The organism is Nostoc sp. 'Peltigera membranacea cyanobiont' 232 (assembly GCF_002245985.1).
Taxonomy (GTDB): domain Bacteria; phylum Cyanobacteriota; class Cyanobacteriia; order Cyanobacteriales; family Nostocaceae; genus Nostoc.
On the sequence record NZ_NOLK01000111.1, the window covers coordinates 1 to 26,517 of the forward strand.

Genomic DNA, 26,517 nt, shown 5'->3' on the forward strand with positions numbered 1-26,517 from the left:
ACCCCAAATGCCGATGAAATGCTTCAACTGCATTCGCCACACCATCCTCAGCCCTGATTTTCTCACCTAACTCTTGTGCTTTCTTTCGCATCACCTCATCGCCCAGTACGATTTCAATCGCTGCTGCTAAAGTTTTATCTGACACTTCCTTGTACGGTATCGGTTGTGGGCTGACTCCCAACCGAGTTAGCTTTTCACCCCAAACTGGCTGATCTGCAAAAAAGGGTACAGTAATTGATGGTGTCCCTGCACGTAACACTGCCGCCGTTGTACTAGCTCCTCCGTGATGTACTACTGCTGGCACTTGAGGAAATAACCAATCATGCGGAACTTCCTTGATCGCAAACACTCGTAGCGAATCTTTTATATTCACCGTTCTTCCAACGTCGCCCCAGCCTGACAATATAATCCCGCCTTGATGTGTTTTCTTTAAGGCTTCTACGATGTAATGTGTGAGATATTCGGGATTGGGCATCGTCATGCTGCCGAACCCAAAACACAAAGGTAATTGCTTTCGCCCAAGAAAATCCTCTAGTTCGATAGGTGGCTCGTATTCGGAGGCTTGCTCAATAAACCAAAAACCAGTTACATACACCCATGCAGGCCAGTCACGGGGTCTTGGGATGACGTGCGAACTAAATCCATACAATACAGGGATTCGTGATACATTTGCCGGAGTTTTCTGTCTGAAGCGTCTGCCGAAATATGGTAGAGGCGGCAATTTCAAAGTCTCTGTTCTGAAGTGATTGAGCAGTTGACGATATCTTTGCCAGTGCAAAAACTCTACTAGCAAGTAGCTGCCATAGTTGATCGCTTTCTTTAGCGGGTTTTTAGTTGTTTGAGCAAATTTCAAAAACCCAAACATCCCTGTGGGAGTCAACGGCAGAACTGATGCAAAAAAGCAAGGTACGCCTAATTTCTCTGCAATGTGATATCCAAAGGTAGCTAACGGCGTGTAGATAATTACCTCACTTCCCTGACACGCACTCCAAGCTGATTCCAACTGTTGAAGTAAAAGCTTATCTCCTTCTTCTTTTTTCAACTTTTCTCCCGCAATCAATCGTTGCCCTTGCTTGGATTGCAGAAACTCTTCCATATTGCCAGCGATCGCTGCAAACTTTAAATCGAACTTCCTCACAAAAGATGCAAAGTTCTCATGCGTTGCAACCGTTACTTCATGCCCCGCACGTTTCAAGCCAATAGCCAAGGCACAATAGGGTTGCAAGTCTCCCCTTGAACCTACTGTTAGTATCGTAATTTTCAGTTTCCGGCTTGGTGCTATAGGTAGACTTTGGCTCAAATGCTTTTTCAAAAATGAAAACTCCAGTATTCAAAAATTGTACTAATTTACTGGCTCAAGATTGGCTTTAAGCAACGCTAATTGCTACTTATTAGGGAGCGCTGATTTGTAAAGAAAATCTAAAGAGAACACTTGCCTCTGTTACTTCTGGTCATTCGACTTTGCTCCTCGTGCTATTAACATCTGAGCAATTTGTGCCCGATCTGAAGCACTTGCACTCGTGTGGGTCTTATTTGCCTCCAGCGCTTGATTGCCCACCTCTGTTACCAGCGCTTTTCCATCATCAGGGGTCGCTTCAAACATTAGTTTGATGGCATCTAAGCTTCCCCAAAAGGCAGCATTTACCAGTGCCCTTCCATCAGGTTTAGCCCCTGCTTGAAGCAGTAGCTTAACTTTTGGCTTTCCTCCAGCCCATCCAGCCCAGTAAAGCGCAGAACGCCCTTGTGGATCGCGCACATTTACATCTGTCCCCACATAAATCAATGCCCTTACTTGATTAAGCGATCCACCCCGAATTAATATCTGTTCACGAGTACTCCTCACATCGCCGCGTTGAGCTGCATCAGTGACGTATCGTTGTGTTCCCTGAGTATCGATATCACCAAATAGAACAGTTCCAATGAAGAGTAGGAATGGGATAAGGATTGCAAAGATAGTTGCCCATTTATTAGAAAATCGATGCCAAAGTAATAAACTGCTCAACGCAACGAGAATGCAGCTTAGAATTATAAACCCTGGACTAACCACAAAGGATATAGCAATCCTAGCCAACCAGTCAGGCAGAACAGCCAACCAAGGAAGCAGCACTGGTATGCGAGTCAATAGTAAAAAGCAAAACGCTGAAAAAATCCAAATTAGACCAACTAGAATTCTCAAAGCAGAACGCAGTCCGCGTGATATTTGAAACATGGCTAACTTCCCGATAAAAACCTATACACAAGAGTATTTTTTGAACTTTGGACAAAAAAGAATTGTTCGCGCATCTACCTCTTGTTGGAGCCAATATAAAAATAAAAGCGCTTTCAAACGTTGAAATTATGGAATCAATATTGGTATGACTGTAGCAAAAGTAAATTGACATCCAGTACCAACCATGCACCAGGACAACTCCTGTCAAAATCTTAGAGGTCGTTCTTTCAAAGGACAAAACCTTGAGGGGGCAAATTTTAGTTACGCTGATATTCGGAGTACTAATTTTAGTGGAGCTAATTTGAGGAACGCAAACTTTAGCCATGCTACTGCTGGGCTGCAAAAGCGTTGGGCTATTTTTTTAGTTTGTATTTCTTGCGTGCTATCTGGAATTTCAGGATTTTTCTTAGCCTCTACTGAAGTATTGACAGCTTTGGTATTTGACAGTTCAAGTCTAGAAAATCAGATTGCAGGCTGGACTGCCTTAATAGTAGTGATTGTTTTATTTATAGTAATCCTTCGCCAAGGATTAAACTCAGCCTTCACCGTCGCCTTCACCGTCGCCTTCGCCGTCGCCGTCGTCGTCGCCTTCGCTTTCGCCTTCGACGGAGCTTTCGCCGTCGTCTTCGTCGCCGTCGCCTTCGCTTTCGCCAAAGAAATCTTTGCTCCGGGGGAGTTCGCTGATTTCATTAAACCAAACGATTAAATAAGGTCTTTTTGTTGGTTTAGCCGCCCGTGGCAAGGCTTCTACAGCGAGAACTCTCAACCATCTATTATCTGCTTATTAGGAGTCAAAACCGCAAAATAATCTTGAGTTACAGTCATGATCGAGAAGCGATCGCTTAATACTTGCATCTGTGCAACAGATTATGCTGGGACATCTACCCGAAAACAGATTTGTACACAATTAATAAATTCTTCTGCAAGGGACTCGTATTTCCCATCGATTTGGTGTACCTTATTAATTCCGTGCAATTATTAATACTCATCTTCTCCCAAATTTTCTGATCCAAATTTTAAGCCAATGCCTTTAAGGGAACAGCCAATGAAAACTTCTAATGATATAGATACTAAGAAGATCATCAAAAAATCTGACAAGCTTACCCTGAGACAGATGAAATTAATCGAGGAGGCTGAAGACCAACTTCTTGAAGCTAATACTGTCAATTCTACTGCCCCTGTGGTTGAGGTTGAGGAGAAACCAGTAGCAATTTCAGAGCCTAAAGTTCCTGACTATGTTCCATTCCTTGACAATCCTCCAGTGCAATCGGTGGGCAAATCAGGCTGGCAGATTTCTGATATTTGGCGTGATATCCGCGTTGATGATTTCTGCGGGTAATGATATCCGCGTTGATGATTTCTGCGGGTAAAAACCTAGTAAAGATAGGTGAAAAAAATACGTTGCTATTGTGTGTACGCATTGTCACAAACAGAAGTTTTCTTTTGATAAAGAAGCCTAAAAGATAATTAACAATAGCACTAAAATTGAATGCATAGACGCTTAGGCGACTCATCGCAGACATCGCAATGGCATCAGGTAGTTGAATGGGTAAACGAAAGAGAAGACATCACAAGACATCCTTCCCTTGGATGCTAGAAGAAAAGAATCTGTTCATTACAAGGACTGGTAACGAAATAGTTACAGATGCAGGATGGGAGAAAATTTCATTTGAAGAAGCCAGAAAACTATTTAGTCCCGAAACTTTTCAAGAGTGGTACGAACTGTTCTTAGAAAATACAGATGTCTCGGAAATACTTTCAGAATCTAATGTAGATATAGATTTAGACGATCAATCAGCAATAGATAACTTTTTACTTCGGAGCAACTGGACACCAAAACAAGTCAATTTAGTTGTAGCGAAGGCTATCTATAAAAATCATGCCTGGGTAAGAGGATTACTGATTTCTACACCTGATGTTGAAGAACCCTACTTTCACAATTATGAAATGGAGGCAATTCGTTTAGGAGTCCAATTGCGAAAATACATCTTTGAGGATATTCCAGTAATTAATGACTGCAAAAATGCTGTCAGATATTTACACCGAAGATACGCCCTCATTGGCTGGCAACCAAGAAATTGTGTGACAGCAGCTCACAACCTAAAAATATCTCAAGCTACTAAGGTTTACAATGAACTTCTCTGGGATGAAGATTGGGTAGGTGAAGAAGACGAAATTTATTAGTCAAGAACAAGAAACTCTACAACACTGGAAAATATACTCCCCATTACTGATGACTCGATAATAATAGAGTTGCCGGGAAATAAGACCAGAAATCTTTGAAGAGCCTAAGAGCGATGGCGTAACCGTCATGAGCCAGTGGCGATCGCTCTAGTAATTAAAGTAGCGTGTACCGTGGGTGCGGCGTAGAGGCTCTTTCAAACGATTTATGGACGGATGCTTGGAGCGGGGTAAAGCACTTAACAGAAATTGTTAAACTTTTTTATTTCCATAGACTAAGGCAACCGCCTGAGCAACTTTTGTAAACTATCTTTACACCAAGTCAAAGTTATAGTTGCATTGTGCCTATAATAACTTACGGCTAACTATAACTGGAAGTTAGCACCCTGTAAATGGTTATCGCTTGGATGACGCATCAAAGGCGATACCAAGACAAACAAAATTTATCGGCAACGCAATATTATATTCCGTTGCCAACATGCACCCCGCGATCGCATGTTGGTGAAAGTGTTGTATATCAAGGCAAGTGGTATTAATCGTAGTTTATGTCGGATAAAAGATAAGGGTTACTTAATACTTACTAAATAATTTACATATAACTGGATGAACTACAGCGCAGATTCTTTACCTGAGATCAAACTCATTCCCCTTGATCGTGAAGCTCTACATTTCACACAGCCAGGAGAAACTAGAAGACCACCAACCGATATCCGGTGGGTAAAGGTGCTAGAATTTTTACGCAGCAATAACCTAGCACTAAACAGCCGCAAGCTTTACGAACGTGAACTGAAGCGATTTTTGGCTTGGAGTGAGCTGCACTATCATGAACTGCGTCCACGTCATCTTGCGCTATATAAAGAATATCTCCGTGATGAAATACGGACTGATGTTGGTAAACCGCTTTCAAAAAGCAGCATTAATGCGGGAATTGCGGCACTCAAAAGCTTTTTCAAATGGATGTGCTATACGTATCCTGAAATTATTGCTACTAATCCCACACTGGGGATAAAACTGGAAAAAGTGCCGTTGCCACCAGCCCAGAGTTTAACTCCAGAACAGATGGAACAGGTTTGGTCAGCGTTGGAATTATTGGGAGAAACAAAGCAACGGGATACAGCACTGGTTCACATTCTCAGTCATGGACTCCGGGCTGGGGAAGTTGTACAGCTAAATGTTGGCTCATTTGATGGCAAGCTGCTGTTTTTACCAGACACCAAAACCAATGAACCACGCTTAGTTCCACTGCGAAAAGAGAGCCGGGAAGTTTTAGCAGAGTATTTGCGATCGCGAGAAGAAAGGAGTGAGGTGTTAAACAGCCTTAGTCCACTGATGATTTCCCACCATGCTTCATACAAAGGTGAACGCTTAAGTTATCACGGCATTTACTTCGCGGTGGAAAAAATTGGTGAAATAGCTCACATTGAGGATTTGCACCCTCACTCCTTTCGCCACACCTATGCCACTGACTTATTGCTATTGGGAGTTGACCCCAGCCATGCCCGTAAGCTAACGGGACATCAAAGCGAGAAAGCGTTTCGGCGCTATACCCTTCGCAGTGAGCAAGAAGCTGCGTAGTTTACCGCCGTAGGCATCGCTGCTTACTATCGCGCGATTGGCGAAGAAGTGGAATGAAGAAGTGGAATAAGGTATGCCCAAGCCACTCGATCCCAAGTGTCAGCTATGTTCTAAACTACCAACAACTCAAGCCAAAGTTTTACATGGAACAGCAGGGGATGGATGTTGGAATCCCAAAGTCTGTCATAATCGCCGTTCGTTTTACCGCCACCGTTCGCAGAATAATTCAGCAGAAATTGATTCAGTAACAGTCGAACCACCAGCAACATATTTTGCAGTGTTGTATTTGTATAAAGAACCAGGGGATAAGCCATTGCACGCTATGTCGGCAGAACTCTGGCTGGGGCAAAAACCTGTTTGCCGCTTAGAACCAATTCACTGTTTTGGGCTAACGGCTGGCAAGATCCGCACCTATACAGATCAGGTGTTGCAGGCTTTTGCAAAACAATACAGTGTTTCACTATATCAATATAAGGATATGTTTGAGATTAGCTCAAGCTACTGCCCAGTGCGACCCTGCCCGTTACATCCAGAATCCTAGAGATGACCACATACCGCCAATTAACAATTTGGGATCTGCTTGATGAGTTGTCCGAATCTCCAACGACATCAACACTAGCACCGATGTGGGAATGTTTAGATACCGAGCTAGAAAAACTACCCTTGGAGGCACAGTTATCAACCGCAGCGCTTGCCTTCAATCAAATTGCGGATATTCTCAAGTCTCGTGCCGAAGTGCTGTTGCAAGATACCCGCGATCGCAATAACCCAAAGGGGCCAATTGTTAGCACCGATCTCTTTGCTGGTCTAGTGCGGACAACAATGCACCTAGATTTAGATGATTTGATTGAACCGCAAACACCACAAACCTTTAAACCACATGGCCCACACCAATTTTCATCTCCTACTGAGTTGGGTGATTCTGTAGCAGCACCTGTTGAAAAAGCAAATGTTTTGGCAATGCTTGATGAGGTAACAACTTTAGAAGATGTCCGCAATTTGGCATCAGATGAAGATGTCCAAAAATGGCAGAGCGCGATCGCTAACCATCTGATAAATGTCAAAGGTGAAATTTCTTTAACTCAACTCCAAGGTGGATTAAAAATGCCGATGGTAGAAGTATGGTTGGGATTATTGCTGGGTGGGTTTACACTAGAACAGCGTGGTGATTTTTATCACAATCAAAATGTCTGGGTGAAAAGCTCTCTAACTTCGGCCATCTTCAACGGCATTGTACAGCATTCATAAGTCGGAAGTGGGAGGTAATTCACTTCCCAATACTACTTGGTTAAAAATTGGGTTTGAGCAAAAGGAGTAGAAAGCTCAATCTATAAGGTCATTAGTTCTTCAAAGCTAAACTCTTATCGAAGCATTGACAACAAGATGACCTGAGAAAAAGTTTCCACAAATTCCACCACAACTGTTTGCAATTCACTTATGAGCCAGTATATTTACAGTAGTCTCACAGATGATGAAGAACTTAATTTTTCTGAGGAAGCAGAGGTTTTCGTTTTTCCCACTTCTTTCGCCCAGCAGCGATTGTGGTTTCTCGACCAGTTAGCACCGGGGAATCCATTTTACAACGTCTCAACAGCACTTCACCTGACAGGTTCCCTTAACTTCGCCGCCTTAAAGCAGACATTCAACGAAATTGTACGTCGTCACGAAACGTTACGTACTAAGTTTGTTATGGTAGAGCAGCAACCAGTACAGGCGATTTCACCTAGCTTAACCATACCTCTTCCCTTAATAGACCTACGCAATTTCGACAGATCAGAACGCGGCACACGAATGCAGCAAATCGTAACCCAAGAGACTCAACATCCTTTCAATCTAACCACTGGGCCATTACTGCGAGTAAAGCTGCTGCAACTGGATGAAGCAGAATATCTGCTGCTGCTAAATCTACATCATATAGTTGCCGATGGCTGGTCAATTGGAGTGCTAATTAAAGAATTGGGGGTATTATACAAAGCCTTGGCAGGGGATAAGCGATGTCTGACGACTAGCTACTCCGTATCTACGCTCCTACCAGAACTACCTATTCAATATGCAGATTTCGCTCAATGGCAACGGGAGTGGCTACAAGGAGTGGCTGCAAACGGCATCTCGCCTCTACAAAGCCAGTTAGTTTATTGGCAAAAGCAATTAAACGGGATTTCGGTATTGAATCTCCCCACCGACCGACTAAGACCAGCAGTTCCTAGCTACAGGGGTGCAAAACAATTTTTAGAGCTACCACACACCTTAACTCAAGCGCTAGAGGCACTGAGTTACCAAGAAGGCGTTACCTTGTTCATGACAATGCTGGCAGCGTTTCAGACTTTGCTCTATCGCTACACGCAGCAAGAGGATATTGCAGTTGGTTCACCGATTGCTAATCGCAATCGTAGCGAACTAGAAGGATTAATTGGTTTTTTTGTCAATAGTTTGGTGTTACGTACAGATTTCTCAGGCAAGGTGACGTTTAAAGAATTGTTGAATCGAGTGCGAGAGATAACTTTAGAAGCATACAGTCATCAGGACTTGCCTTTTGAAAAGTTGGTGGAGGAACTTCACCCAGAGCGAGATTTGAGCTATCATCCTTTTTTTCAGGTTGTATTTAGCCTACAAAACACTCCTATCGAAACTCTAGAGTTATCTGGGTTAACGCTTTCGCTATTTGAATTCGATAGTAAAACTGCAAAACTTGATTTAGAATTCCATTTGTGGCAAGACTTGGAAAGTTTGAAAGGACAAATGGTTTATAGCACCGATTTATTTGATGACAAAACCATTACGCGAATGCTGGGACATTTCCAAACGCTGCTAGAAAGCATTGTTGCCAATCCAGAACAGCGGATTTCAGATTTGTCTTTGCTTACTGGGCAAGAACGACAAGAGTTATTAATTGATTGGAATGACACTAAACGAGACTATCCAGAGAACAAGTGTTTTCATCAGTTATTTGAAGCACAAGTGCAGGAAACTCCCGATGCGATTGCGTTAAACGCAGGCTCCGCGAACGCACTAGTCTTTGACGATGAAGAACTTAGCTACAAAGAGTTAAATATACGCAGCAACCAACTTGCACATTATCTGAAAAAATTGGGGGTAGTCCCTGACGTTTTAGTAGGTATTTGCGTAGAGCGATCGCCAGAAATGATAATTGCACTATTAGGCATCCTCAAAGCTGGAGGGGCATACCTTCCTTTAGATCCGAGCCTACCTCAAGAGCGTCTTGACTTCATCCTAAAAGATGCACAAGTTTCAGTATTGCTGACACAAGAAAAGTTGATATTGCATTTTGAAGACTTCTCAAATCCAATTATTTGCATAGATAAAGATTGGGCAACTATTACACAACACAGCCAAGACAACCCAACCAGTTGTGTAAAATCTGATAACCTAGCTTATGTTATCTACACCTCTGGCTCAACAGGAAAACCTAAAGGCGTTTTGCTCCAGCATCAAGGATTGTCTAATTTAGCAAAAGCTCAGATTGAGGTTTTCAACATACAACCGAGTAACCACATTCTGCAATTCGCATCATTAAGTTTCGATGCCTCAATTTTTGAGATTGTCATGGCACTGCAAACAGGAGCAACTCTTTATTTAGCAAACAAAGAATCCCTTCTACCCGGACAACCTTTGCTCAATTTATTGCGCGAAAAAGCTATTGCTCACGTCACCCTTCCGCCAGCAGTATTAGCAGTCTTACCTACAGAATCACTGCCGGCATTGCAAACTATTATCTGTGCAGGCGAATCCTGTACTGATGATATTGTAAAACGTTGGTGGAATTCCCAGCGTCGGTTTTTTAATGCTTACGGCCCTACTGAAGCAACAGTTTGGTCAACCGTTGCCGAGATTAAATCTCTCAGTGAAAAACCGCCGATTGGTCGCCCTATCGCTAACACTCAAATTTATATATTAGATAGACATTTACAACCTTTACCAATTGGAATTGCTGGCGAATTATATATAAGTGGTGAAGGATTGGCACAAGGCTATTTTAATCGTCCCGAATTAACTAATGAAAAGTTTATTCTCAATCCTTTTAGTGATAAAAATAAAGCGCGACTTTATCAGACGGGTGATTTAGCTCGGTATCGACCAGACGGTAATATTGAATTTTTAGGACGTATCGATAATCAAGTAAAAATTCGTGGATTCCGCATTGAGTTGTCAGAAATTGAAACAGTCCTGAGTCAGCATCAGAGTGTACAAAAAGCAGTAGTAATTGTTAAAGAAAATGTATCTGGTGATAAGTATTTGCTGGCTTATATTGTTCCCAATATAGAGACGCAAAATTTCTCGTCTCTACTACGTAAATTCTTAAAAGAAAAATTGCCAGAATACATGATTCCAAAAGCTTTTGTAGTACTAGATTATCTGCCGCTAACAGCTAGTGGTAAAGTGGATCGTTTGGCGCTAACAGAACTCCACACTCCGGCTAGCGGCTTAATAGATAAAGCATTTATCGCTCCTCAAAGTCCAACCGAATCAACCTTAGCAAAAATTTGGGCTGAAGTGCTTAATGTTGAGCGTGTAGGTATTTACGATAACTTCTTCGATTTGGGAGGAGATTCGCTGTTAACTGTACGCCTGATGAAGCAGATACACAAGCATTTTGAGCGTGAATTGCCGCTATCTACCTTATTTTTAAATCCGACAATTGAAAGTTTAGCAACTACTCTATCAACAAATGCAGATTCTCTTCCGTGGTCGCCCTTAGTTCCGATTCAACCTGCTGGTTCAAGCCCAGCTTTCTTCTGCGTTCATCCAATTTTTGGTGTTGTTTTCCCTTATTACAAATTAGCTCAGAATTTGGGAAAAAATCAACCATTTTATGGGCTACAACCTATTGGACTTGACGGAAAAAGTTCTCCATTAACTCGTATTGAGGATATGGCTACCCACTACATTGAAGCATTGCGTACAGTGCAGCCTAAAGGCCCTTATTTTTTAGGAGGTTGGTCTTTTGGAGGTTGGGTTGCTTTTGAAATGGCTCAACAACTCCAAAAGTCTGGGGAAGAAGTGGCTTTACTTGCTGTGCTTGACACTTTAGCACCAATTCCAGGCAATATACCTTCTTTGGGTAGTGGTTTCAAGTTTATGCTGACGACAGTGGCGCGATATATATGGCCCTTTTTCCTCGATTATTTTTATCTAATTATTGCGATCGCTAAGAATCGAATTAATAGTTTAACTTCTGGGTTGACTAATTTTAATAAAATTGTACAAAATTCTGTTTGGGAGTCGCTAACGCGAACGCTCCAAACAAATCTGTTCTCTCACTTCATCCTAAAAGAGGATGCCACAGTCAACATTATACCTGAAGAATCCAAGTTAAGACTTTTAAGCGAGTTAGCAATTCGCCCAATGCTTCGTGTTTTTTATGCCAATAGCCAAGCAGTCCTTAACTACGTTCCGCAAGCCTACCCTAAACGAATTAATCTTTTCAGAACAAATATTCAATCAAGCATTGCCAAGGAAGATCCGAGTCTGGGTTGGGATCAGCTAACTGTAGGAGGAACGGAAATTCATCATATTCCTGGCAATCACCTAACTATGCTGAGAAAACCCCATATCCAAATTCTCGCCGCACAGCTAAGAGCTTGTATTGAGAAAGCACAGAATTTAAAATAAGGATCAATATGTCTTCTGAAGAAGTCTTCGTTTTTCCAGCATCTTTTGCTCAACAACGGCTATGGTTTCTCGACCAGTTGATCCCCGATAATGGTATCTACAATGTGCCGACGGTAATTCGTTTGACCGGTTCGCTGAAATTAGCCGCACTAGAACAGACTTTTAACGAAATCGTGCGTCGCCACGAAACCTTACGCACAACATTTATTGTGTCGGATGGGCAACCCCTACAGGCTATTGCACCCAGCTTAACAATACCTCTTTCTGTATTAGACCTCCAGCAATTGCCAGATGATGAACAAGAGGTTAAAGCAAAGTCCATTATTACCGCAGAGATAGAACATCCCTTCAATTTATCCTCCGGGCCATTACTGCGAGTAATACTCCTCGTCCTTTCTGAGACAGAACATATTCTATTACTGAATATGCACCACATTATCTGCGACGATTGGTCTATGGGGGTACTGATTCGGGAACTGGGAACGCTGTACGCAGCTTTTACACAAAACCAGCCTTCTCCTCTATTAGAAGTGCCTCTTCAGTACGCCGATTTTGCTCACTGGCAGCGCGAGTGGTTGCAAGGAGAAGTACTTCAAACCCAGTTAGCTTACTGGCGGGAGCAACTAAACGGTATTTCCATATTGCATTTACCTACTGACAAACCAAGACCAGCTATACAAAGCTATCAAGGAGCAACACAATTTCTAGAATTACCCAAAAAGCTAATTGATGCACTAGAAAAGCTGTCACAGCAAGAAGGTGTCACCTTATTTATGACATTGGTCGGAGCATTTCAAACATTACTTTACCGCTACACACACCAAGAAGATATCGCGCTAGGTTCACCAATCGCTAACCGCAACCGCAGTGAAATAGAAGGGATAATTGGTTTTTTCGTCAATAGTTTGGTGCTACGTAGCAACTTATCTGGAAACCCTACTTTTCGAGAACTACTAGGCAGAGTACGCGAAGTAACTTTAGAAGCATATAGCCACCAAGATTTGCCGTTTGAAAAATTAGTTGAAGAACTACATCCAGAGCGAAACTTGAGCCACCATCCTTTATTTCAAGTGGTATTTGGTTTCCAGAATGCGCCAATGTCCGCGCTAGAACTGCCTGGATTAGTACCCAGCTTTCTGAATATTGATTTGAAAAAAACACGTTTTGATTTAGAACTGCATCTGTGGAAGTGTTCTGAGGATTTTAGGAGCTTATGGGGCGGAAAGTGGGAATATTCTGAAGGTCTTCGAGGTGTAATCGTTTACAACACAGATTTATTTGATAAAGCTACTATTAGCCGGATGGTGGAACATTTTAAAACTCTGTTGTCAGCTATTGTTGTAAATCCAGAAGAACGAATTGCAAATTTACAGTTATTAAGTGAAGCGGAGTTACATCAGGTATTGGTGGAATGGAATAATACCCAAGCAGATTATCCTCAATATAAGTCTATCCATCAATTGTTTGAAGAAAAGGTACAGCAGTATCCTGATTCTATAGCAGTCAACTTTGCTAACAAACAACTTACTTATCAAGAGTTGAATACTTGTAGCAATAAACTAGCGCACCACTTACAAAAAATCGGAGTAGGTACAGAAGTTTTAGTTGGCATTTGTATTTCACAGTCTATAGAAATGATAATTGGGTTATTCGGAATTCTTAAAGCAGGGGGAGCGTATGTTCCATTAGACCCCAGCTATCCCGAAGAACGCCTAAATTTTATGCTTGAAGATGCACAAGTTTCAGTGTTGCTGACACAAGAAAACTTGCTCAAGCATTTTAAAGGTTTTTCAAAACTAATTATTTCTATAGATAAAGACTGGGAAATTATTACCCAAGAAAAGCAAGACAATCCCAAAAGCGATTTAAATAGTGATAATTTAGCATATATTATTTACACCTCTGGTTCTACAGGAAAACCCAAAGGAGTTGCTGTACCTCACAAAGCTGTAAATCGGTTAGTGTGCAATACGAACTATATAAAATTATTACCATCTGATAAAGTCGCCCAAGCCTCAAACACTTCTTTTGATGCTGCGACATTCGAGATTTGGGGAGCGCTACTTAACGGCGCTCAACTTGTGGGAGTTAGTAAAGATGTAACCATTTCGCCTCATGAATTGGCATTACAACTACGAGAAAAAGATATCAACATTCTATTTTTGACCACAGCCTTATTTCAACAGATTGTTAGAGATGTCCCGCAAGCTTTTGCGACCTTGAAATATTTACTGTTTGGTGGCGAAACCGTTGATAAGAGATGGATTAAAAAGATTCTCCAATCTGGTGCGCCAAAGTACTTAATTCATGTTTATGGCCCTACAGAAAATACAACATTTTCCTCTTATTACTGCATAGAAGAGTTACCATCAGCCACATCTTTACCTATTGGCATCCCAATTGCAAACACGCAAATTTATATATTAGATGCCCATTTACAACCTGTGCCTATTGGCGTTACTGGCGAATTATATATGGGTGGGGAAGGATTGGCGCGAGAATATCTCAATCGAACTGAATTAACTGCTAAAAACTTTATTACTCATTCTTTTAGTAAGAAACCAAAAGCACGTCTTTATAAAACAGGTGATTTAGCCAGCTATTTACCAGATGGCAATATTGAATTTTTAGGTCGCGTTGACAATCAAGTAAAAATTCGTGGCTTCCGCATTGAGTTGTCAGAAATTGAAGCGGTGTTGAGTCAACATCCAGCAGTGAAAGAAACTATAGTTATTGCTGGTGAGGACGTACCTGATGATAAGTACTTGGTAGCTTATATTGTTCCTAATCAGGAACAGATACCGATGCAAGACGTACAAAGCTTTGCTTCCTTACTTCGCCAATTCCTCAAAGAAAAGTTACCAGAATACATGATGCCAAGAGCTTATGTGATCCTGGAATCTCTACCTCTAACACCTAATGGCAAAGTGGATCGCCGTGCTTTACCCATGCCTGATACAATTTCTTTCAATAATCAAGATTATGTGGCACCGCGATCGCAAGTTGAAGAATTACTTGCCCAAATCTGGGCTAAAGTCTTGGGAAAAGAGCAAGTAGGCGTTCACGACAATTTCTTTGAATTGGGCGGTCATTCTCTGCTAGCGACTCAGCTAACTTCCCGTATTCGTGACACCTTCCAAATAGATTTGCCTGTACGCAATTTGTTTGAAGCACCAACCGTTGAACAACTTGCTAGGTATATTGACACAATGTGTTGGACAGCAAAGGGTTTAGATAAAGGTGGAACTACGAGTCAAGAGCGAGAAGATGTAGAATTTTAAAGAGAAACACTTGAGTTTGAGCAGCCAGCGCAAAATGTGCTGATTGCTTCAGCAAACTGTTGGTTTTGTTCCATCAATGCCATGTGTCCACCTGGTTTTAGGGTGACTCTTTGAGAGTAAGGCAATTCTGCTTTCATGCGATCGCTCGCCACGGGTTTAGTTGCTATATCTGAATCACCACAAACAACCAACACAGGTACGTTAATAGTTGCAAGTGTGTCTGTTTCATCAAAGTTGAACATTGCCAGTGTGCCACGAGCCAGAACACCAGGCGAACCCAATGCTGATAATAAACCTGCAAAACTTAGTTGACCCCGTGTTTCAGTACCCGTAAATCCAGATAGTTCGACGGTGATGTACAGCGAACCATTGAAATACGAGAGCCAAGTCATCAACCAAAAAATTGGCCACAACACGATAGTCAGGTACAACACAGGTTCGAGTAACGGTTTCTGCAATTTGCGTACCAAATTGCTAAAGATACAAGTTTTAACCGGATTGGTGTAAGTAGTATCTACAAGAATTAAGCCAGCCACCCGACTCCCTAATTGCTCTGGAAACAGGCGACAGAATGTTAAATTAATCATTCCACCCATGCTGTGGCCTACTAGGATAACAGGTTTATCCCCGGCGATACTCCCTTTGGCTGAGGCTGTCACCAACGCAACCACAGCTTCTAAGTCACGGGCATATTTTTCTATAGAGTGATCGTTGTTTTTCGGTTTAGAGGATTTTCCTAACCCTGGTAAATCCCAAACTATTACTCGAAAGCGATCGCTCAGTTGTCGCTTGGCATAATACCATACAGTACTGTTTGGCCCCCAACCGTGTGACAAGATAATTGGTTGACCATCCTCTGGCCCAAAAAACTCTACTTGCAACACGCTTCCATCTGGACGTGGCAAGCGCTGCACGGTTTTGCTACGCATAAACTTAGGTTCATCGGCTCCAGGACGGCGCAACAGTGGCAAACTGATAAAACGACCGCCAAAAGTCCACAGAACCATTATTAGCCCAGCCACTAAGTAAAATGTTCCTACAAGTTCTCGTTCGTACCACTCATAGAGAATGTAGCCCCCCCCGCCAATTACCGCAATCGACAGCAGTTGAACCAGCCATATAAGCAGAAAATTATGAGGCATGAATATCATGAGCCTAAACCTTGCGATACCTTGTTCACTGCGTTGTCTTTTAGCTTCATACCATAGTTATAATCATCCAAGTTTCATTCCCAGGAATGATTTCTACAGTCTTAGAAGTATGATAAAAATGCTGGGTTAGGTAATAAGCAGTGCAGCTTGGCAAAAATAACTATCCAGTTGAAAAATGTTAAAAAGCTTATGATACAAGCAATATTCTTCCAGCATAGCTGCCTACTAACTTCTAATAAATAATGATACTTATGAAGGGGTTTAATTTTGAATACGGTTGAGTTTTTAATTTATCTTCGCAGCTTAGATATTCAAGTTTTTATTGATGGTGAAAAGTTTCGCTGCAACGCCCCTGATGGAATTCTTACACCAGAACTGCGTTCAGAAATTCAAGAGCGGAAAGCAGAAATTATTGAATTTTTAGAAGCATCTAATCGCACTAATAACCAGAGTTTTAGACCTCTCGCACCTATTTCGCGCTCAGGAAATCTTCCTCTCTCCTTTGCTCAACAACGGCTGTGGTTTCTTGACCAATTAATTCCTAACAATCCTTTCTATAACATTCCACTAGCATTACATTTAACAGGTTCGCTGAAATTAGCCGCGCTAGAGCAAACTTTTAACGAAATCGTGCAACGACATGAAGCTTTACGCACCACTATTGTCGTACAGACAGGGCAACCAGTTCAGGTAATTAATTCTACCCTAACAATACCTTTACCAATAATAGATTTACGGCAACTGCCACAAGCAGAACGAGAAATACAAGCACGACAATTTACTAACCAAGAAGCTCAACGTCCTTTCAATTTATCAACTGATTCGTTGCTGCAAGTAAAACTGCTGTGGTTGGATGAGACACAATACATCCTGCTGCTGACTATGCACCACATTGTCTCTGATGGTTGGTCTATTGGGGTGCTGATTCAAGAGATAGCAGCACTCTACACAGCCTTTACCAGCAATCAGCCTTCTCCTCTACCGAAACTTACAATCCAATATGCAGACTTTGCATACTGGCAACGCCAATGGTTGCAAGGGGGAGTATTAAAAAAACAACTGAGTTACTGGCAGAACCAATTAGACGGCATTTCTATGCTAAACCTGCCAACCGACAGACCAAGATTAGCTGTTCAAACTTACCAGGGTGCAAGACAACCTCTGCAATTATCAAAAAGTTTGAGCAAAGCACTTTTAGCTATCGGGCAACAAGAAGGGGTAACTTTATTCATAACCCTACTAGCAGCATTCCAAGTTTTACTTTCCCGCTACACACAACAAGAAGATATTGCTATTGGTTCACCTATTGCCAATCGCAACCGTAGTGAAATTGAGGGATTAATTGGTTTTTTTGTCAATAGCTTAGTACTGCGTACCGATCTATCAGGAAACCCAACTTTTCGGGAACTATTGAGTCGAGTTAAAGAGGTAGCTTTAGGAGCATACAGCCATCAAGATTTACCTTTTGAAAAACTTGTAGAAGAACTGCATCCAGAGCGTAATTTGAATCAAAATCCGCTATTTCAAGTTGTTTTTGCGCTCCAAAATGCGCCGATGACAGCCTTAGAGTTACCTAGTTTAACTTTAAGTCCGCTACCATTTGAAACAGAAACAACGCGCTTTGATTTGGAGTTCCACTTGTGGGAGCCAAATACTCAAAATGGGTTATGGGCAGATAGCTCAGAAGGAATTAGTGGTTTTGTAATTTATAGCACTGATTTATTCGATGACGCTACTATCACCAGGATGCTAGGACACTTCCAAATATTACTGGAGGGTATAGTTGCAAATCCAGAAGGGCGAATTGCACATTTGCCACTTTTAAGCGAATCTGAGCTATATCAATTGTTAGTTAAATGGAACAATACCCAGGCAAAATATCCTCAAGATAAGTGTATCCATCAGTTAATTGAGAGCGTAGCAGAGCAGAATAGTGAGGCAACTGCACTAGTATTTGGCGATGAGCAACTTAGCTATAAAGAGTTAAATATACGCAGTAATCAACTTGCACATTATCTCAAAAAATTAGGAGTTAAAAGCGAAGTTTTAGTAGGACTTTGTGTAGAACGCTCTTTTAATATGATAATCGGGATGTTGGGCATACTGAAAGCAGGTGGAGCTTATGTACCTTTAGATCCAAGCTATCCATCTGAACGTTTAAACTTTATGCTTGAAGATGCTCAAGTCTCAGTTTTATTAACTCACGAGCGATGGCTTGAACGCCTGAAAAACTCTAATTCGCAAATAATCTGTTTAGATAAAGATTGGGAGATTCTTTCTCAAGAGATTGAAGATAATCTTACTAGTAAAGTTATAGTAGATAACCTCGCTTATGTCATTTACACCTCTGGCTCAACTGGAAAACCGAAAGGGGTTAAAATTGAACATAGAGGATTGTTAAATTTAGTATTTTGGCATCAAAAAGAGTTTGCAGTTTCACCCCTTGACCGAGCAACGCAGATTTCTGGAGTTGCCTTTGACGCTTGCGGTTGGGAAATTTGGCCTTATCTTAGTATTGGGGCAAGCATTTATTTCGTAGATGATGAAACCAGGCGATCGCCTGACTATCTCCGAGATTGGCTAGTATCAAAAGCGATAACAATTTGTTTTATACCAACACCTTTAGCAGAGAAAATTCTGTTATTAGATTTTCCTAATAACGCAGCTTTACGAATATTGCTCACAGGTGGAGATAAACTAAATCAATATCCTTTAGCTTCTCACTCTTTCCAAGTATTTAACAATTACGGGCCAACTGAGAATACAGTTATTACAACTTCGGGATATGTTTCTGTTAAGAATAAAGGTAATTTAGCACCTACAATTGGTCATGCGATGCCTGCGGCGGGCGTAGCCATCGCCAATACAAAAGTTTACATATTAGATAAACATTTACAACCAGTACCTATTGGCGTTCCGGGGGAGTTGTACATAAGTGGTGATGGGTTAGCACGAGGTTATTTAAACCATCCTGACTTAACTGCTGAATCTTTCATCTATCATTCTTTTACTAATAAGTTAAAAGCGCGACTTTATAAAACAGGTGATTTAGTTCGCTATCGAGTAGATGGCAACATTGAATTTTTAGGCCGCCTCGACGATCAGGTAAAAATTCGTGGCTATCGTATTGAGTTGGGAGAAATTGAAGCGGTACTGAGTCAGCATCCAGCAGTGCAGCAAACTGTAGTAATAACTAGTGAGGATGAACAGGAAAAGCGCCTAGTAGCTTATGTAGTAGCAAAAACTAAATACAGTAACGAACAGGAGAATTTGCAATTAATGCAATTGCAGAATGAGCAGGTTTTGCAATGGCAGATGCTGTATAACGAAACTTATAATCAATCTACTGATTCAGATCCTACATTCAATTTTGTCGGCTGGAATAGTAGTTACACAAATCAGCCTATTCCAGCAGAGCAGATGCGTGAGTGGGTGGATAACCAAGTCGAGCAGATTTTGGCTTTGCAACCCAAACGAGTATTAGAAATTGGTTGTGGGACAGGTTTGATTCTATTTAGAATTGCACCTCACTGCACTAAATATTGGGGGACAGACTTTTCCTCAGTTTCACTTAACTGCATTCAGCAACAGCTACAAAAACAAGAAATGCCGCAGGTAAGACTGTATCAGCAAATGGCTACTGACTTCGAGAAAGTAGAAACAGCAGCTTTTGATGTAGTAATTCTGAACTCAGTTGTACAATATTTCCCTACTATTGATTATCTGATTAGTGTATTAGAAGGTGCTGTGCAGGCAACTGCTCCAGGTGGCTTTATCTTCATAGGGGATGTGCGTAGTTTGACACTATTGCAAGCTTTCCATGCGTCAGTCCAACTGTATCAAGCTGAACCTTCCCTTACCTGCTTCGAGTTGCAACAACGGGTACAAAGGCAAATATTTCAAGAAACAGAGTTAGTTATTGACCCAGATTTTTTTACTGCAATCAAGCAACGCTTTTCGCAAATTAATCATGTACAAATCCAACTGATGCGAGGTAAATATCACAATGAGTTAACTGAGTTTCGTTACAATGTGATTCTTCATATTAGTGCCGAAATTGTTAGTAATTCTGAAAATTATTCAGTGCTTAACTGGTCTGAAGATAATTTAACAGTCTCAGCAGTGCGCCAGTTCTTAATTGAGAATCAACCAGAAATATTAAGCATTATCAATATACCTAATGCGCGGCTGATGTCAGCAATTAAAACAGTAGAATGGCTATCAGATGTAAAAAGTTTTAAACCTGTAGGTCAAATACGTAAAGCTTTGCAAGAACTAGAAAATTTCGGAGTAGATCCAGAAGATTTCTATGCGCTGAATGTACCTTATAGCATTGATATTACCTGGTCACATTCAAGTACTGAAGGACATTATGATGTAGTTTTTGTACAGCAAGATGAAGTAGGTAAAAGAACTATTTTTTCTCATAGCACGACTCTCTGTCGCCCCTGGGAATCTTACGCCAATAATCCCCTACAAACCAAAGCAGCGCGTAAGTTAGTGCCGCAATTGCAGACTTACATAGCACAAAAACTGCCTGAGTACATGATGCCATCAGGTTTTGTAGTATTGGAGTCTTTACCTCTAACAGCTAATGGTAAAGTCAATCGCCGCGCCTTAAGAGCATTCCATAATGCAATCAAGCCCCAATTGCCTGAAAATTACATCGCACCTCGAACTCCTGTTGAACAAGTGCTGGTGAAAATTTTTGTTGAGATTTTGGGACTTAAGAGCGTAGGAATTTATGATAATTTCTTTGAATTAGGGGGTCATTCATTACTGGCAACTCAGCTTGTCTCTAGAGTGCGCGACACCTTACACGTGGAGTTGCCTTTGCGTAGTGTATTTGAGGCATCGACAATTGCAGAATTATCTAAGGTGGTGGAAAGCTTTAAAGAAAGCAATGCTCAAAGTCTTGCCCCAGTTTTAGTACCACTATCGCGTGAAAGTCGGCGGATTAAGTTATCTTCCTTAAACGAACAGAGCAAGGGCTGAAAAATTTGGTTGTGATTTAATCGTTAGAGCTTCCTTTAATTCCAGCACGTCTTGCCAAAACTGCCCAAGATTCCTTTGCTTTAAACAAAAGAAGCACAATGGCAAGATACAACCAAAACAATACATAACTAGACCCAATACGCAATCAGCCCTTAAACAGAGATAGGCGATCGCTACAAATACTCTCACGCTAGAGGTGATTCATCAAGTGTCTTCCTAAGATGAAATAGCATCGTTAATAAATGTTAAATGTCATAACCCAGGCTTAACTACACCAAGTAAATCCATAGATGCAGCAGTTTATTCAAACTTACTTAGATTGTCATAGTAACTGCTTGAACATGATTACCTATTGCTTCCAGAGCAACCAACTAGCCTAACGTTACACATAAACTCTTTGGCATGAGAGCCTTGGTTAATAAGGCAAAGCAGGAAACTAGTGAAACGGCGGCCGGACTGCGCTCGAGATTTGATCGATAAGCCCCTAATGAGACAATTGTTATGAATCAACGCATTAAGGTTGAAAAAACTGTCACGATCAACAAGCCAGCAGAAGAACTTTACCGCTTTTGGCATAACTTTGAGAACTTGCCCAGTTTTACAAAGCATATCAAAGACGTGAAAGTATATAACGACAAGCAATCGCACTGGATAACTAGCGCACCGTTAGGCAAAAGTGTTGAATGGGATGCAAATATTGTTGAAGATCGTGAAAACGAATTGATTAGTTGGACTTCAGTTGAAGGTGCAGATATTGCGAACTCTGGTTCTGTCCACTTCACACCAACACTGAACGATCGTGGTACTGAGGTGAAAGTCGTCACAGAATACAATCCACCAGGTGGAGCGATCGGAGATGCGATCGCCAAACTCTTTGGTGAATCACCCGAACAGCAGCTAGGAGATGATTTACAGCGCTTCAAAATGCTGATGGAAACGGGCGAGATTGCGACAACAGAAGGTCAACCAAAGGGGAAAGGATAAATATTCAACCCAACTCCGTAAATAGATTTCACATTTGACGAACAACTTAACTTTAGGAAACTCAAGCAATGAAAGCAGTTTGTTGGCAAGGTACAAACAAGGTTGAGGTTGAAACCGTACCCGATCCTAAAATCATTAATCCGCGTGATGCGATCGTGAAAATCACATCAACGGCGATCTGTGGTTCTGATTTACATTTGTATAACGGCTACAACCCGGCGATGAAACCAGGAGACATCTTGGGACATGAATTCATGGGAGAGATCGTTGAACTAGGCAGTGCTTTTAAAAATGGAAATATCCATAACAAAGGCAAAGACCTTGCCATCGGCGATCGCGTCGTTGTTCCCTTTACAATTTCCTGCGGCTCGTGTTTCTTCTGCAATCGGGATTTATGGTCGTTGTGCGATAATTCTAACCCCAACGCTTGGATGGCAGAAAAAATGATGGGTCATTCCCCATCGGGTCTTTTTGGCTACTCCCATTTGACCGGGGGTTACGCAGGAGGTCAAGCGGAATATGCCCGCGTTCCCTTTGCCGATGTTGGGTTATTCAAGATTCCCGATGGACTAGCAGATGAACAAGTCCTGTTTTTCACTGATATTTTCCCTACTGGTTATATGGCAGCCGAAAATTGCAACATCGAACCAGGGGATACGGTGGCAATTTGGGGTTGCGGCCCAGTTGGGCAGTTTGCCATTAGAAGTGCCTTCATGCTGGGTGCTGGGCGTGTGATTGCCATTGATCGCGTTCCCGAAAGGCTCCAGATGGCAAAAGATGGGGGAGCAGAAATTCTCAACTATGAAGAAATCGAGGTGGGTGAAGCCCTCAAAGAAATGACTGGGGGAATGGGGCCCGATTCCGTTATGGATGCGGTAGGAATGGAAGCTCACGGCATGGGTTTGGAAGGCTTCTATGACAAAGCGATGCAAGCGGTGCGACTGGAAACCGATCGCCCCAATGTATTGCGTCAAGCGATCGTTGCCTGTCGTAAAGGCGGCACGGTTTCGGTTCCCGGTGTTTACACAGGCTTTGTAGACAAGATACCAATGGGTGCTTTTATGAACAAAGGCTTAACCATGAAAACAGGACAGACGCACGTACATCGATATTTAGAAAGGCTACTCGATCGCGTTCAAAACGGCGATATTGATCCCTCGTTTGTAATTACCCACCGTTTGCCGCTAGAGCAAGCTCCCCACGGCTACGAAATCTTCAAAGAGAAGAAAGACAATTGCATCAAGATTGTCCTCAAACCAGGTCAGGCTGCATAAAATCGGCAGCAAGGCTCTGAGGCTACCTTTGAGTTTTGATGCGATCGCTCAACATCGTTTCTGGATGCGGCAAGAAAAAGATCAAGTTCCAGCATAAAAGGCTTCCAAAGAATAAAGTACTCATCCTACTAGTGGTCTGTGCGTCTGTGCCATTAATTTTGCTTTCTCTGCGAGATCCCCGACAACTTCCGCGAAGTCGGGGATCTGAACACCACGAACCTCTGAAAGAGAATTTTACTTTCTACAGTTGTCCTACGCAAAAAATAATTTATGCATACAATAATCTCCCTTTTGTTGAGTATATAATCAGACAAAAGATAGAGATGCTAACCGATTTAATTTAATTACTATTAACAAGATATAAAGAAATATTACAGAAAGGAGTCGGTTATTAGCATCCAATTATTAAAGAATGTCGTCATTCCCAAATCGCATGGTTCTAACATTGCTCTGGATCTAAAAAGTGCCACAGAAATTGCGGATTATTGTTTAAACAACGCCAGTGCAATAGATTGCAATACCGCTTTTCCGAAGCAAGAGTTTGAGCTAATTGCTAAGGCTGGATTATTGACTGCACCATTGGCGAAAGAATTAGGCGGATGGGGTTCAGGAATTGATGCTAATGTTACCTACGAGCTTTTAATGCTATTAAAGCAGATAGGGCATGGAAATCTGGCAGTTGGGCGAATTTATGAAGGACATATCAACGCCCTACAACTGATTCAGACCTTTGGTTCTATAGAACAAATCACAAGCTGCGCCCATGATGCCCGCGATCGCCAGAAAATATTTGGCGTTTGGAATGCTGAAGCCTCTGATGGTGTGAAGATAATTCCTTGTGAAAATGGGCGTTATCGCCTGGAAGGTTCTAAAACATTTTGTACTGGTACTGGCTATGTTGAACGTCCTTTCGTGAATGGAGTATTGCCAGAAGGCGGTTGGCAAATGTGCATTGTGCCAATGGACGAAGTGACAACAGTTAGCGATCCCGCTTGGTGGCAACCTTCTGGGATGCGAGCTACTGCTAGTTACAAAGTGGATTTTAGCGGTGTCGAGTTGGAGCAGAGCTATTTAATCGGCCAGCCAGGAGATTACTATCGACAGCCTTGGTTATCTGTTGGGGTGATTCGGTTTGCTGCTGTACAACTAGGTGGGGCAGAAGCACTGTTTAACCTGACTCGTCAGTATCTCCAAAAGTTGGAATATACAAACGATCCATATCAACAGGAACGGCTTGGCAGAATGGCGATCGCCATTGAAAGTGGTAATCTCTGGCTGCGGGGGGCTGCGGATCGAGTAGCAGCCTATGCGCCAGTGTTTGGTGGCGATCCTACTGTTCTCCACCCGCAAGCAAACCAACTCGTCGCCTATGCAAACATGGTCAGGACAGCAATTGAACAAATTTGCATTGATGTGATGCATTTGTGTCAGCGTTCTGTTGGAACTCGCGGCTTACTACCACCAAACCCGATGGAACGAATTATCCGAGATTTGACTCTATATCTGCGTCAACCGGCTTTTGATGCGGCCTTGGCAAATGTCGGGCAATATGTATTGCATGAAAGTAATCCGGCTTCAATACTTTGGAATGATGAATGAATTCGGCTTGATTGCATTACCACTAGACAATCCTAATGTTTTGCCCTGGCGTTCAGTTGACGAGATCGCTTGTAGTTCGGCATTGATTGTCGCTCCCCATCCTGATGATGAGACATTAGGTTGTGGGGGTGCGATCGCTCTGTTACGGTCTTTAAATTGTCATGTGCAAGTGTTAGTCATCAGTGATGGTACTCTTTCACACCCTCGTTCCCAAAAATATCCCGCAGATAGACTCCTAGCTCTGCGGGAAGCGGAAACGCTATCAGCATTAAAATTACTGGGTGTAGAGGTTAATGATGTCACCTTCTGTAGAATGCAGGATGGGTCAATTTCAACACAGTATCAAACTGCAATAGCTAGTTGTCGTGCTTACATCACAGAAATCGCCCCACAAATGATCTTTTTACCCTGGCGATATGACCCTCATTCAGACCACCGAGCGACGTGGAAGTTAATTCACACAGTGCTGGATGACTTGCCCTTATCCCCCCGATTGATTGAGTATCCGATTTGGGATTGGGACTCAGACCAACGAGAGAGTCTGCCAGGATCTCTTGATGTGACAACTTGGCGGTTGAATATTAGCGCAGTGGTGGAGTTAAAACAGCAAGCGATCGCTGCTTATCGTTCCCAAACTACAGACTTAATTGATGATGATCCAGAAGGCTTTCGCCTAACTCCCGAAATGTTAGCAAACTTCAGTCATCCTTGGGAAGTTTATATAGAGGAAAACCGATGAACCCGTTACAATCTAATTCCCTACCACCTAGCTACTTTGATAAACTCTACAGCGAAAATCCTGACCCGTGGAAGTTTCAGACAAGTGTTTACGAAGCTAACAAATATGCTGCCACAATCGCAGCTTTACCCAAAGAGCGCTATCGGTCTGCCTTTGAAATCGGTGGTTCCATTGGCGTTTTAACTGAAAAACTGCAAGAACGTTGTGACTCACTGCTCTCAGTTGATGTATCAGAACTGGCGCAGGATAGAGCAAAAGAGCGGTGTCAGCATCTCTCCAATATCAAGTTCCAGATTATGCGTGTTCCAGAGCAATATCCTGATGAGATGTTTGATTTGACCCTAGTCTCAGAAGTTGGCTATTACTGGAGTTGGGAAGACCTGAAAAAATCCCAACAGTGCATTCTGGAACACCTGGAACCTGGAGGACATCTACTTTTAGTTCATTGGACACTCTATGCCCGTGATTACCCATTGAGTGGGGATGAAGTTCATGACTCGTTTTTTGAGTTGACCCCAAATAAACTGCGGCATTTAAAAGGTCAACGGGATGAAGAATATCGACTTGATTTATTCGAGCGAGTGTAAACTACCCGACGCTGACGCTATCGCCTACAGCGTGGGCTTTCAGTAGCCCTCCAGTTGTCTGGCAAAATAACCAGGAACGGAATGGCACTAAGAAAAGCCTAAAGGCTTGTGTAGCCTCGTTCCCAGAGGCTCTGCCTCTGCTCAAGAAAGAGGAGGCGGAGCCTCCCAGAATGGGTTCCCAGCCGAATGGCACTAAGAAAAGCCGAAACACTTGTGGTTAAGCAGTTTGCAACTGCTTTCGTAATTCGTGCCGAGGTTTCGTCATTAAGGGGTATGCTTTCGGGCGACGTTTACGAACTCGTGGTTCACTA

At 42.2% G+C, this 26,517-nt stretch carries 17 protein-coding genes; 14 read left to right on the plus strand and 3 right to left on the minus strand.

The features are described from left to right. Together CDG79_RS28015 and CDG79_RS28020 are read right to left on the minus strand one after the other, a co-directional pair. Positions 1–1,312, minus strand: a 1,312-nt coding sequence (locus CDG79_RS28015; RefSeq protein WP_094345038.1) for a glycosyltransferase, incomplete at its 3' end; no start/stop codon positions are given. A 129-nt stretch (positions 1,313–1,441) separates the two neighbouring features. Further along, positions 1,442–2,209, minus strand: coding sequence for an ankyrin repeat domain-containing protein (locus tag CDG79_RS28020; RefSeq protein ID WP_094345039.1), 768 nt, complete (start codon positions 2,207–2,209; stop codon positions 1,442–1,444). A gap of 184 nt (positions 2,210–2,393) precedes the next feature. On the opposite strand from CDG79_RS28020, the gene CDG79_RS28025 reads away from it, so the two are divergent. The 8 genes from CDG79_RS28025 to CDG79_RS28060 all read left to right on the plus strand — a co-directional run bounded on the left by CDG79_RS28025 (position 2,394) and on the right by CDG79_RS28060 (position 14,877). Continuing rightward, positions 2,394–2,915, plus strand: coding sequence for a pentapeptide repeat-containing protein (locus CDG79_RS28025; protein WP_094345041.1), 522 nt, complete (start codon positions 2,394–2,396; stop codon positions 2,913–2,915). Between the two features lie 339 nt (positions 2,916–3,254). Then, a complete protein-coding gene (locus CDG79_RS28030) occupies positions 3,255–3,548 on the plus strand; it encodes a hypothetical protein (protein ID WP_094345042.1) in 294 nt (97 codons plus the stop codon). Positions 3,549–3,754: 206 nt separating this feature from the next. Then, positions 3,755–4,393, plus strand: a complete 639-nt coding sequence (locus CDG79_RS28035; RefSeq protein ID WP_094345043.1) for a hypothetical protein — start codon at positions 3,755–3,757, stop codon at positions 4,391–4,393. A gap of 600 nt (positions 4,394–4,993) precedes the next feature. Continuing rightward, positions 4,994–5,965, plus strand: coding sequence for a tyrosine-type recombinase/integrase (locus CDG79_RS28040; RefSeq protein WP_094345045.1), 972 nt, complete (start codon positions 4,994–4,996; stop codon positions 5,963–5,965). A gap of 73 nt (positions 5,966–6,038) precedes the next feature. Further along, positions 6,039–6,506, plus strand: a complete 468-nt coding sequence (locus tag CDG79_RS28045) for a hypothetical protein (protein ID WP_094345046.1) — start codon at positions 6,039–6,041, stop codon at positions 6,504–6,506. 2 nt (positions 6,507–6,508) lie between these two features. Continuing rightward, positions 6,509–7,213, plus strand: a complete 705-nt coding sequence (locus tag CDG79_RS28050; RefSeq protein WP_094345048.1) for a hypothetical protein — start codon at positions 6,509–6,511, stop codon at positions 7,211–7,213. Between the two features lie 189 nt (positions 7,214–7,402). After that, entirely contained in the window at positions 7,403–11,596 is a 4,194-nt protein-coding gene (locus CDG79_RS28055) for a non-ribosomal peptide synthetase (protein WP_094345049.1), read from the plus strand. Positions 11,597–11,604: 8 nt separating this feature from the next. Further along, complete coding sequence (locus CDG79_RS28060; protein WP_094345050.1) at positions 11,605–14,877, plus strand: non-ribosomal peptide synthetase; 3,273 nt, start codon at positions 11,605–11,607, stop codon at positions 14,875–14,877. Here CDG79_RS28060 and CDG79_RS28065 read toward each other — a convergent pair. Continuing rightward, entirely contained in the window at positions 14,874–16,019 is a 1,146-nt protein-coding gene (locus CDG79_RS28065) for an alpha/beta fold hydrolase (RefSeq protein WP_223278360.1), read from the minus strand. The genes CDG79_RS28060 and CDG79_RS28065 overlap by 4 nt on opposite strands. Before the next feature lie 276 nt (positions 16,020–16,295). Between CDG79_RS28065 and CDG79_RS28070 the strand changes: the two genes are divergently transcribed. The 6 genes from CDG79_RS28070 (at position 16,296) to CDG79_RS28100 (ending at position 26,206) form a co-directional block, all read left to right on the plus strand. Then, on the plus strand, positions 16,296–21,023 hold the full coding sequence (locus tag CDG79_RS28070) for a non-ribosomal peptide synthetase (RefSeq protein WP_094345052.1): 4,728 nt from the start codon (positions 16,296–16,298) through the stop codon (positions 21,021–21,023). 501 nt (positions 21,024–21,524) lie between these two features. Further along, entirely contained in the window at positions 21,525–22,007 is a 483-nt protein-coding gene (locus tag CDG79_RS28075) for an SRPBCC family protein (protein ID WP_094345053.1), read from the plus strand. A 68-nt stretch (positions 22,008–22,075) separates the two neighbouring features. Continuing rightward, complete coding sequence (locus CDG79_RS28080) at positions 22,076–23,281, plus strand: zinc-dependent alcohol dehydrogenase (RefSeq protein WP_094345054.1); 1,206 nt, start codon at positions 22,076–22,078, stop codon at positions 23,279–23,281. A gap of 474 nt (positions 23,282–23,755) precedes the next feature. Next, entirely contained in the window at positions 23,756–24,880 is a 1,125-nt protein-coding gene (locus tag CDG79_RS28090) for an acyl-CoA dehydrogenase family protein (protein WP_262985840.1), read from the plus strand. Next, complete coding sequence (locus CDG79_RS28095) at positions 24,840–25,619, plus strand: PIG-L deacetylase family protein (protein WP_223278361.1); 780 nt, start codon at positions 24,840–24,842, stop codon at positions 25,617–25,619. The genes CDG79_RS28090 and CDG79_RS28095 overlap by 41 nt, the downstream gene beginning before the upstream one ends. Continuing rightward, entirely contained in the window at positions 25,616–26,206 is a 591-nt protein-coding gene (locus tag CDG79_RS28100) for a class I SAM-dependent DNA methyltransferase (protein WP_094345060.1), read from the plus strand. Before CDG79_RS28095 ends, CDG79_RS28100 begins: the two co-directional genes overlap by 4 nt. Positions 26,207–26,517: the final 311 nt, after the last annotated feature.

Coding starts and splice junctions, on each gene's coding strand:
- CDG79_RS28020 (WP_094345039.1), bottom strand. CDS start 2,209: ATGTTTCAAATATCACGCGGACTGCGTTCTGCTTTGAGAATTCTAGTT.
- CDG79_RS28025 (WP_094345041.1), top strand. CDS start 2,394: ATGCACCAGGACAACTCCTGTCAAAATCTTAGAGGTCGTTCTTTCAAA.
- CDG79_RS28030 (WP_094345042.1), top strand. CDS start 3,255: ATGAAAACTTCTAATGATATAGATACTAAGAAGATCATCAAAAAATCT.
- CDG79_RS28035 (WP_094345043.1), top strand. CDS start 3,755: ATGGGTAAACGAAAGAGAAGACATCACAAGACATCCTTCCCTTGGATG.
- CDG79_RS28040 (WP_094345045.1), top strand. CDS start 4,994: ATGAACTACAGCGCAGATTCTTTACCTGAGATCAAACTCATTCCCCTT.
- CDG79_RS28045 (WP_094345046.1), top strand. CDS start 6,039: ATGCCCAAGCCACTCGATCCCAAGTGTCAGCTATGTTCTAAACTACCA.
- CDG79_RS28050 (WP_094345048.1), top strand. CDS start 6,509: ATGACCACATACCGCCAATTAACAATTTGGGATCTGCTTGATGAGTTG.
- CDG79_RS28055 (WP_094345049.1), top strand. CDS start 7,403: ATGAGCCAGTATATTTACAGTAGTCTCACAGATGATGAAGAACTTAAT.
- CDG79_RS28060 (WP_094345050.1), top strand. CDS start 11,605: ATGTCTTCTGAAGAAGTCTTCGTTTTTCCAGCATCTTTTGCTCAACAA.
- CDG79_RS28065 (WP_223278360.1), bottom strand. CDS start 16,019: ATGCCTCATAATTTTCTGCTTATATGGCTGGTTCAACTGCTGTCGATT.
- CDG79_RS28075 (WP_094345053.1), top strand. CDS start 21,525: ATGAATCAACGCATTAAGGTTGAAAAAACTGTCACGATCAACAAGCCA.
- CDG79_RS28080 (WP_094345054.1), top strand. CDS start 22,076: ATGAAAGCAGTTTGTTGGCAAGGTACAAACAAGGTTGAGGTTGAAACC.
- CDG79_RS28095 (WP_223278361.1), top strand. CDS start 24,840: ATGAAAGTAATCCGGCTTCAATACTTTGGAATGATGAATGAATTCGGC.
- CDG79_RS28100 (WP_094345060.1), top strand. CDS start 25,616: ATGAACCCGTTACAATCTAATTCCCTACCACCTAGCTACTTTGATAAA.